This window comes from Gelidibacter sp., assembly GCF_035577925.1.
GTDB lineage: Bacteria > Bacteroidota > Bacteroidia > Flavobacteriales > Flavobacteriaceae > Gelidibacter.
Window position 1 is genome coordinate 1 of the sequence record NZ_DATJCY010000396.1, and the last position, 8,232, is coordinate 8,232.

The 8,232-nt window shown below is 35.6% G+C and carries 9 protein-coding genes; 3 read left to right on the plus strand and 6 right to left on the minus strand.

Annotation, left to right across the window (positions count from 1 at the left end):
- Positions 1–7 precede the first annotated feature (7 nt).
- From VNJ50_RS14875 to VNJ50_RS14890, 4 genes are all read right to left on the minus strand, one after another.
- Positions 8–766, minus strand: coding sequence for a cyclase family protein (locus VNJ50_RS14875; protein WP_325583081.1), 759 nt, complete (start codon positions 764–766; stop codon positions 8–10).
- A 2-nt stretch (positions 767–768) separates the two neighbouring features.
- Positions 769–1,896, minus strand: coding sequence for a radical SAM family heme chaperone HemW (gene hemW, locus VNJ50_RS14880; RefSeq protein WP_325583082.1), 1,128 nt, complete (start codon positions 1,894–1,896; stop codon positions 769–771).
- Positions 1,897–2,021: 125 nt separating this feature from the next.
- Positions 2,022–2,573, minus strand: a complete 552-nt coding sequence (gene ruvC, locus VNJ50_RS14885; protein ID WP_325583083.1) for a crossover junction endodeoxyribonuclease RuvC — start codon at positions 2,571–2,573, stop codon at positions 2,022–2,024.
- A complete protein-coding gene (locus tag VNJ50_RS14890; RefSeq protein WP_325583084.1) occupies positions 2,574–3,239 on the minus strand; it encodes a cell envelope biogenesis protein OmpA in 666 nt (221 codons plus the stop codon).
- Positions 3,240–3,266: 27 nt separating this feature from the next.
- Here VNJ50_RS14890 and VNJ50_RS14895 point away from each other — a divergent pair, with 27 nt between their 5' ends.
- Both VNJ50_RS14895 and VNJ50_RS14900 read left to right on the plus strand, forming a co-directional pair.
- Positions 3,267–4,235, plus strand: coding sequence for a lysylphosphatidylglycerol synthase domain-containing protein (locus tag VNJ50_RS14895; RefSeq protein WP_325583085.1), 969 nt, complete (start codon positions 3,267–3,269; stop codon positions 4,233–4,235).
- Positions 4,232–5,365 carry a glycosyltransferase gene (locus tag VNJ50_RS14900; protein WP_325583086.1) on the plus strand — a complete coding sequence of 378 codons (1,134 nt, stop codon included), beginning with the start codon at positions 4,232–4,234 and terminating at the stop codon, positions 5,363–5,365. Before VNJ50_RS14895 ends, VNJ50_RS14900 begins: the two co-directional genes overlap by 4 nt.
- A gap of 17 nt (positions 5,366–5,382) precedes the next feature.
- Here VNJ50_RS14900 and VNJ50_RS14905 read toward each other — a convergent pair whose 3' ends face one another.
- Positions 5,383–5,928, minus strand: coding sequence for a hypothetical protein (locus tag VNJ50_RS14905; protein WP_325583087.1), 546 nt, complete (start codon positions 5,926–5,928; stop codon positions 5,383–5,385).
- A gap of 405 nt (positions 5,929–6,333) precedes the next feature.
- Here VNJ50_RS14905 and VNJ50_RS14910 point away from each other — a divergent pair, with 405 nt between their 5' ends.
- Entirely contained in the window at positions 6,334–6,861 is a 528-nt protein-coding gene (locus tag VNJ50_RS14910) for a nucleoside 2-deoxyribosyltransferase domain-containing protein (RefSeq protein ID WP_325583088.1), read from the plus strand.
- Between the two features lie 208 nt (positions 6,862–7,069).
- On the opposite strand, the gene VNJ50_RS14915 is transcribed toward VNJ50_RS14910, so the two are convergent.
- The coding region (locus VNJ50_RS14915) for a tetratricopeptide repeat protein (protein WP_325583089.1) at positions 7,070–8,232 on the minus strand (1,163 nt) is incomplete at its 5' end.

The following is an 8,232-nucleotide window of genomic DNA, read 5'->3' on the forward strand; positions in this document are numbered from 1 at the left end:
TTAGTGTCTAAAAAACAACTCCATGAACCTCATACAACACCGGTTTACTTGGCGTAGCATCATTTTCAAAAGACGCAATTTGTAGATTTAACAAATAACTGCCATCCTTAATTTTATTGCGTACATAAATAAATTCCGTGATGGTACAATCCAATCGCCGTTGACCATAAAAATTCCAAAATGCCTTATGTGCCAACAATTTACCGCTGTCATGCTCCTTATCCACACTTGGCAAATCGATCAGCAAATGTTGAACGCCACGTTCTCTAATAAAAACCATCGCTTCCTCTGTGATATATGCCCAGTTGGAATTGGAATATTGTTGGTTTTTCTTAACTTTTGTATTTGGTAAAGTCCGAATGACCAAGGCTTCCGGATGTTTATCCTTCAATAACACCTCAATCTGCTGCTTAGAGATAATGCTGTCATCAACCTGTTTTTCAGGAACTACAGAAATCAATTCTGCCGTAAAAAAGAACTGTTTTAAATAGTTGTTGACAGAATGAAACTCTTCCGTAATATGGCCAATACACTCCGTATGTGTACCGTGTGCATGTGGATTGAACTGGATAGAATTAAAGTTGACTGAAGCACCTGCCTTAATACTTCCCGTCCAATCGCCATCCGCAACAGGTTTTATTTCTGGATTACCAATATACCAAGCGTTTACATTATCTGCCGAAGCACGTAACGGAATGGAAATATCAAGAGGTTTTGATAAATCTATTTGAAATTTTTTAGATTGGTGCTCAATGGTTGCCTTCAAGATTAATCGATTTTAAAGAGATCGGAAGCAATGCCATCACTCAAAAACTGACCTTTTTTGGTGACCAACAATTTGCCGTCTTCAAGATACAATAAATGTTCAATAATATGTTTCTCCGATTGTTCCAAAAGATAGGTTTTATAAGAATTTCCAAAATCCTGTTCTACTTTTTCCAAATTAACGCCCCAAACGGTACGTAAACCGGTCATCACATATTCGTTGTATTTATCAGTTATTGAAAGGGTTTCAATTTCTATCGGAACCACATTTTTCTCCAGAGAATTGATGTATTTTGAATTGTTCCGAACGTTCCAACCCCGATGTTTTCCATCAAAAGAATGCGCTGATGGGCCGATGCCCAAATAGGGTTTTCCTTGCCAATATGCCGAATTATTTCTACTGAAATACTCAGGTTTCCCAAAATTAGAAAGTTCATAATGTATAAATCCGGCCGCTTCCAGCTTATCGATTATAATGTGAAATTGCTCTTGCGCTAAATCATCATCCACATTTTTGATGATACCTTTTTTGATAAAACTGGCCAATGCTGTTCTCGGCTCTACCGTCAAAGCATAACACGAAATATGTGGGATATTGAACGCCAATGCTGTTTCGATATTTTGGATCCAATGCTCATTGCTCATGCCTGGAATACCATAAATCAAATCGATGGAAATATTGTCAAAACATTGTGTTGCCATTGATAAGCAGCGTTTGGCTTCTTCGGAATTGTGCGCGCGGTTCATCAATTTTAAGTCGTCTCCAAAAAAAGACTGAATACCAATAGAAAGCCGATTTATAGGCGATTGTGAAAAAGCAATGAGTTTTCCTTCAGTTAAATCATCGGGATTGGCCTCCAAAGTAATTTCAGGATTTTTAGACACCTTATAATTTTTGTAAACCACATCAAGCAACATTTGCAACGCCTCAATCGATAATAAACTTGGCGTGCCACCCCCAAAATAAATGGTTTCTACAACTTGATTTCTGAATTCGTCTTTGCGCAGTTCCAATTCCTTGGCCAATGCCACAACCAATTCATCCTTTTTCTTTAATGATGTCGAAAAATGAAAGTCGCAGTAGTGACATGCCTGTTTGCAAAATGGGATATGGATGTAGATGCCGGACATGAATTGAGATTTATGATTGATGATTTACAATTTTGGTTTTACGAAAGTAAAGAGTTATTCCACAAAGGCACAAAAAAACTCATCTGATAACCAACTATGGATAACTGAAAACCGACAACAGAAAACTACTTAACCCGATCAGCATTCTGCTTTACAAAAGCGGCCCAACCTGTATAACTTTTCCCAACTTCAATTTTGCCATCGTTATAAAAATGACAAACCGCCGCCGCCAGTCCATCCATAGAATCCAAATTTTTTGGCAAGGTTTTCAATCCTAATAGACTTTGGAGCATTTTGGCCACTTGCTCTTTGCTGGCGTTTCCGTTGCCAGTTATGGCCATTTTAATTTTACGGGGCGCATATTCGGTAATAGGCACTTCCCTACTCAATCCTGCTGCCATGGCAACACCTTGCGCTCGGCCCAACTTCAACATACTCTGAACGTTTTTTCCAAAGAAAGGCGCTTCAATAGCTATTTCGTCAGGATGATGCGTGTCAATAAGTTCAATGGTACGTTCAAAAATAAGTTTGAGTTTCAAATAATGATCGTCGTATTTTTTAAGATCCAATTCATTGAGCTGCATAAAAGACATGGTTTTACCAACCACCCTTATAAGTCCAAAACCCATAATGGTTGTTCCGGGATCAATACCTAAAATAATTTTTTCTTTAATCATTTAAGGACAATAATTACAGGTATCCAAAGAAATGGATACACCAATAGAGGCATAAATTAAATCGCCATTAAATGAAAATTGGCCCTTACTGTTGACATCAGACTTGTTTTTTGAGGAAAGCGCCAAAGCATACGAACCATCTACAAAAACCGATAATGTTTTCGATAGCCTATAATGTACTTCGACACCTGCCAACATATTGAGATAAGTAGCGCTGAGATTGGCATAATTATAATTGATATTTGCATTATTATCCACCATAGGTTTTGTAATGCTCACCCCTGGCCCCGCATGGCCTACAACACCAATGGATTCTGGCAAAAAGGTAAAAACATCCTTAAAATCATAAACTGCTTGGGCATTAATACGGGTATAATTCAATTTGAAAGGCACCGAACCCCCACCATTGGATGATCGGTTATAGCCCAAATCAAGTTTAGCACCCCAATTTCTGGAAAACATGCGTTGCACGCCCAAATTAATCGACGGAAAATTGATGTATTGGCTGTAAAAAATAGGATCATCATTATCAATTGGGTTATTGACGCCCAAAGCAACTTGTAGTTTCCATTTTTCAACCTTCAATTGTCCAAAAGTCAAGCTACTGGTCAAAAATGCCAAAACGAAAAGCCAACTCAGGTTTTGTTTTTTAAAATATGGTCTCATAAGCTAATTATCATTTAATTTGCAATTATGTCAAAGGCAATCTCCTACAAAACTAAGCAATTCTTACTTTCACTTATAAAAATAGGGCTTGTAGTTGCTGCTTTTTATTTTATTTATACAAAACTCTTCAAAAACAGCGATTTCCATTTTGATGAGTTTAAGTATAATTTGATGGAATTTAGCTCAATTTCGATGATTTCTGTTCTTTTTTTAGCGTTTTTAAGTTTTTTAAACTGGTTTATCGAAATATTAAAATGGCAGACGCTTATTAATTCTATTTCTGAAATAACACTTACAAATGCTGCCCGACAAACTTTGGGTGCACTCACGGCATCGTTATTCACACCCAATCGCATTGGCGAGTACGGTGCAAAAGCAATGTATTATCCACCTCATCACCGAAAAAAAATTATGCTGCTCAACGGTATTAGCAACAGTGTACAAATGCTAATCACCACTGTTTTTGGAGTAGTAGGTTTCTCCTATTTCACCGTGCGTTTCCAACCTCAACTAAACTATTCTACATTTTTTATTTGGCTTCTAATTATAGGATTTATTCTTTTTTCATCAGTTTATATTCTAAAAATGAAGTGGTTCAAAAAACAATTGAAGCCAATTTATAAAAGTTACACATTTTTAAAATCGATTTCTACAAAAACGCTATTTAATACGCTTCTACTTTCCTTAATGCGTTATTTAATTTTCTCTTTTCAGTTTTACTATTTACTGCTTTTGTTTGGGATTGAAATGGACTATTTTGAAGCCATGGCAATCATCTCAACCATGTATCTATTATCATCGATTATGCCTTCCATCTTTATATTTGACATTGTTATTAAAGGTGGCGTGGCCATTTATCTATTCGGTTTAATCGGTGTTTCAAAAGCAATTATTTTAACTATTTTAACACTCATGTGGCTTTCAAACTTTGTGCTTCCAAGCATCATTGGCAGTTATTTTGTCCTTAGTTTCAAACTTCCTAAAACCGTTTCATGATCTTCATTATTATAAGCATCACCGTTGTTTATCTTTTATTGATTGGAAGTTTGATTTTAGGCTTCGATCGGGTAAAACTTTTTGAATTGGGCTATTTAAAACCAAAAACAAAGTTCAGCATCATTATTCCTTTTAGAAATGAGGAGAAAAACCTACTTGCTCTTTTACAATCAATTTCAACGCTGAACTACCCGAAGAACAATTTTGAAATTATTTTTGTAGATGATGATTCTTACGATCATTCAGCGCAGATTATTGCCGATTTTTTTGTACAAAATAATGCTTTCGCCAATTCCATTTCAATAATAAAAAATATACGCACAACAAATTCGCCCAAGAAAGATGCGATCACCTTGGCTATTTCAAAAGCTAAACACGACTGGATTGTGACCACCGATGCCGATAGTAGCCTTCCAAAATATTGGTTGGACAGTCTTGATGAATGCATCCAAAAACAACAACCCGATATGATTGTTGCCCCTGTAACTTATACCAAAACCGTAGGATTTCTTGAAAACTTCCAACTGCTGGATGTTTTGAGTTTACAAGGGGCCACCATGGGAGGTTTTGGCATAAAAAAACCGTTTTTATGCAATGGTGCCAATTTCGCGTATAAAAAACAACTTTTTAAAACCGTGAATGGTTTTCAAGGAAATACAGAAATAGCAAGCGGCGACGACGTTTTTTTACTTGAAAAAGCTACTCGTCAAAAAACAACCCAAGTAACTTATTTAAAATGCAAACATGCCGTTGTGAGTTCATTTGCATTAACTTCAATTAAGGATTTAATTGAACAGCGCGTCCGTTGGGCAGCAAAATCGGGTGCGTATAAAAACCTGTTTGGCAAGTTGGCAGGATTTATCATTTTAGTCCAAAATGCACTTTTAATTTGCTGTCTTCCACTATTTGCAATTGGCATTTTGAGGCCAAAGGAATTCTTATTCATCTTTATCATCAAGTTTGGCATTGACTTCCTTTTGATCTTTAAAACCGCCAATTTCTTCGATCAAAAAAAACATTTAAAACATTACTTTTTGGCATCGTTATGCTATCCTTTTTTTAGTGTTTATGTAGCGTTTATTGCCGTGTTTAAAGGCTATAACTGGAAAGGTCGAAGTTATAGACAATAGTGTTTTTATGATTTGTCCTAATTAATGTTGATGATTACAGGCAAACTAAATTCGGTAGCCACTTGCTGACTGCGCTTAATGGCGGGATGGATTTTTGGAAGCGAATCAAAACTATGCCGCAAGATACTTTCCAATTCTGGGATTTGGGCCTGTGTTAATGCATCCATATCTATACTCTTTATTGAAAATTGGCCTGTTTTATCGATATGGATTTTTAAGATTACTGTATCGGAAATATCCTCTGTCACAATTATTTTTTGGTTTTTCAATTGCGAAGTCAATAAATCATAAAAATAATTCTCAAAACAAGCTTTCTTTTCCTGATGGGTTATAACGCCATCGCAATCAGAAAACGTCGGATACTCGTCAACATCATTCCAATTGATGGCTTGTATTTCTTCTTCCAAAAGTTGCTCTGTTGTTACTTTTTTGGATTGAAAATAATCGCATGAGGTCAGTAGGATAAAAAAAACAAGTAATAATGGCTTCATATCATGATAAGTACTGAAGCTGAAAAGTACAATTTTTTGGAGAATAAATCCACCGCAAAGTACTTCCGTCATGTATTTTATTCTAAGAACAAATGAAGCATCATTGAATTTTACAAATTTGACACTTATTAAGCTTGACAATCATACATTTAAAACAAAAAAAATGCAACTATTGAAGAATCTGTTCACAATATAGATAGCATCCAATAACATCAATCCGAAGAAAAATCATCTACACCTTCCATCGCATAATTTATTTTTTTAAATAAGAACACCCAATAGTGCACGATCCATTACACCAATAACCACCATTATGATGACATTAATTTTAAATTCCTAAAGTAAAAACCTTTACAATTAAGAAAGTTTTATCCTTTATAGCCTTGTTAATGCACTAACTTTGCTGTTCTAAATAGACAGCGCCGTTTTATAAAAAATTACGAATATAAATTTGGGCTGCTTTAAAAACGCACAGTAATGAGGTCATCAGTTTTGTTATTTATTTTGATTTTATCAACACTAAGTCTTAGTGCTCAAAATGCAATTATCATCAAATCTCCAAATGATATCCCTATAAACGATCCAAAACCTAAGATCTTTTTAGGCGGCAGCATTGATATGGGCAATGTTGAAAACTGGCAAGCTCAAATTGAAAGGCAATTGGCCGATATGAACGTGATTTTGCTTAATCCTCGAAGAGACCATTGGGACAAAACATGGAAACCCATTAGTTCTGACCCCAACTTTAAAGAACAAGTTGAGTGGGAATTAATGGCCTTGGAAGAAGCAGACATCATCATCATGTATTTTGCACCGCATTCTCAAAGTCCGATCAGTTTACTTGAGCTAGGATTATACGCCAAAACCGATAAATTAATGGTAGTTTGCCCTGAAGGCTATTGGCGAAAAGGAAATGTTGATATCCTAGCCGAAACCTACAACATCCCCATGTATGAAGATTTAAATCAACTCATAACTGCACTTAAAACACGTGTTAAAAACTAAGTTAACTATTTGAATTTGAGACCACAATATCAACGCATTAATAAAATGCACAGAGTTTAGCCATAGAAACTATTTGTTTTTGCAAATGAAGATCTTTTAAAGTGTATCGTGAAAAATTAGATAAAAAACACCTCCTGATTTTATACAACCATCCATCCACCCTCACAAAACCTTTTTGACAACAAATTCTTTTCGGAATGCCAAAGATTTATTTAGAATCCATAAATTTCTCATTTTTTAATTCCTTTATTCGTCCATTTACATAAGACACATAACTGCTTGCAGGAAATTTTTGTACAAATAACTCATACGATTTTATTTTTGAATCGATATCCTCATAATACTCATCTTTGACCTTTGCCATAACAAACGGCGCAACGTCATCTTCTCGATCTTCCTTAATGGCATTTTGAAGAGCAACGATGGATTCTTTATATTTTTTCTGTTGGTTTAAAACGGATGCCAACTTAACATATTCCGCATTTAAAGGCTTATCCATAATGCTCAAGGCTTCGGCAATCCATTCTTCTGCGGAAGCAAAATCATTGATTTCTTCGTACAATTGTCCCAAAGTATATAAGTTAGTCGCATTTTTGGGATCATAATCCACAGCGCGAATAGCATGGACAATAGCCTTTTCATATAAGGCTTGTGCCGCATAACAAAAACTCAATTTTTCATGGATAAACTGCGAATTTTCACCCAAGCCCAATAATTTCTCAAACCAAACGGATGCTTCTTTATAATCTTCTCTCCAATAATAATTGAGGGCTTTTAAATTAATAAGTTCGGTATTATTGGCATAACTTTCCAAACCTGTGTTGATGTACTTTAGCGATGCATCATGATGACGGTTGACCAAAAAATGTCTAGCTATTTTATAAATGGCTTTTTGATGGGTGGTATCAATCTCAAATGCTGAATGAAATCGGTTCATTGCCGTGGAATCACCTTGCATTTCAAAAACCAAACCGAGTTCATAATGGTAATTTGGATTTTTATAATCGAGATACACCAATTCACTCAGCAACACAGCCGCATCGTTGAGCTTTTTGCTTCTGGACAAAAGTTTGGCATAATCATATTTGATAAGTGCATTGTCAGGAAACGCATTTAATGCCTGGTCATAATTTTGTAATGCCAAATCATAATTGCCAAGCGCCATATAAGCTTTGGCCATCTTTTCATAAACCAAATCTTGCTGCTCATAGTTTTTAAAAACAGCTATAGCTTGAGAATAATTGCCATGCACATACAAGCTATCCGCGCGGTGCAAAAGCGCATCCTGAGCTTGTATGGACCATGTGACCAACGCAATAATTAAAAATGTAAAGAATTTAATCATAAAGGACTTCCAATCTGAATCAACAA

Coding starts and splice junctions, on each gene's coding strand:
- hemW (WP_325583082.1), bottom strand. CDS start 1,896: ATGTCCGGCATCTACATCCATATCCCATTTTGCAAACAGGCATGTCAC.
- ruvC (WP_325583083.1), bottom strand. CDS start 2,573: ATGATTAAAGAAAAAATTATTTTAGGTATTGATCCCGGAACAACCATT.
- VNJ50_RS14890 (WP_325583084.1), bottom strand. CDS start 3,239: ATGAGACCATATTTTAAAAAACAAAACCTGAGTTGGCTTTTCGTTTTG.
- VNJ50_RS14895 (WP_325583085.1), top strand. CDS start 3,267: ATGTCAAAGGCAATCTCCTACAAAACTAAGCAATTCTTACTTTCACTT.
- VNJ50_RS14900 (WP_325583086.1), top strand. CDS start 4,232: ATGATCTTCATTATTATAAGCATCACCGTTGTTTATCTTTTATTGATT.
- VNJ50_RS14905 (WP_325583087.1), bottom strand. CDS start 5,928: ATGACGGAAGTACTTTGCGGTGGATTTATTCTCCAAAAAATTGTACTT.
- VNJ50_RS14910 (WP_325583088.1), top strand. CDS start 6,334: ATGAGGTCATCAGTTTTGTTATTTATTTTGATTTTATCAACACTAAGT.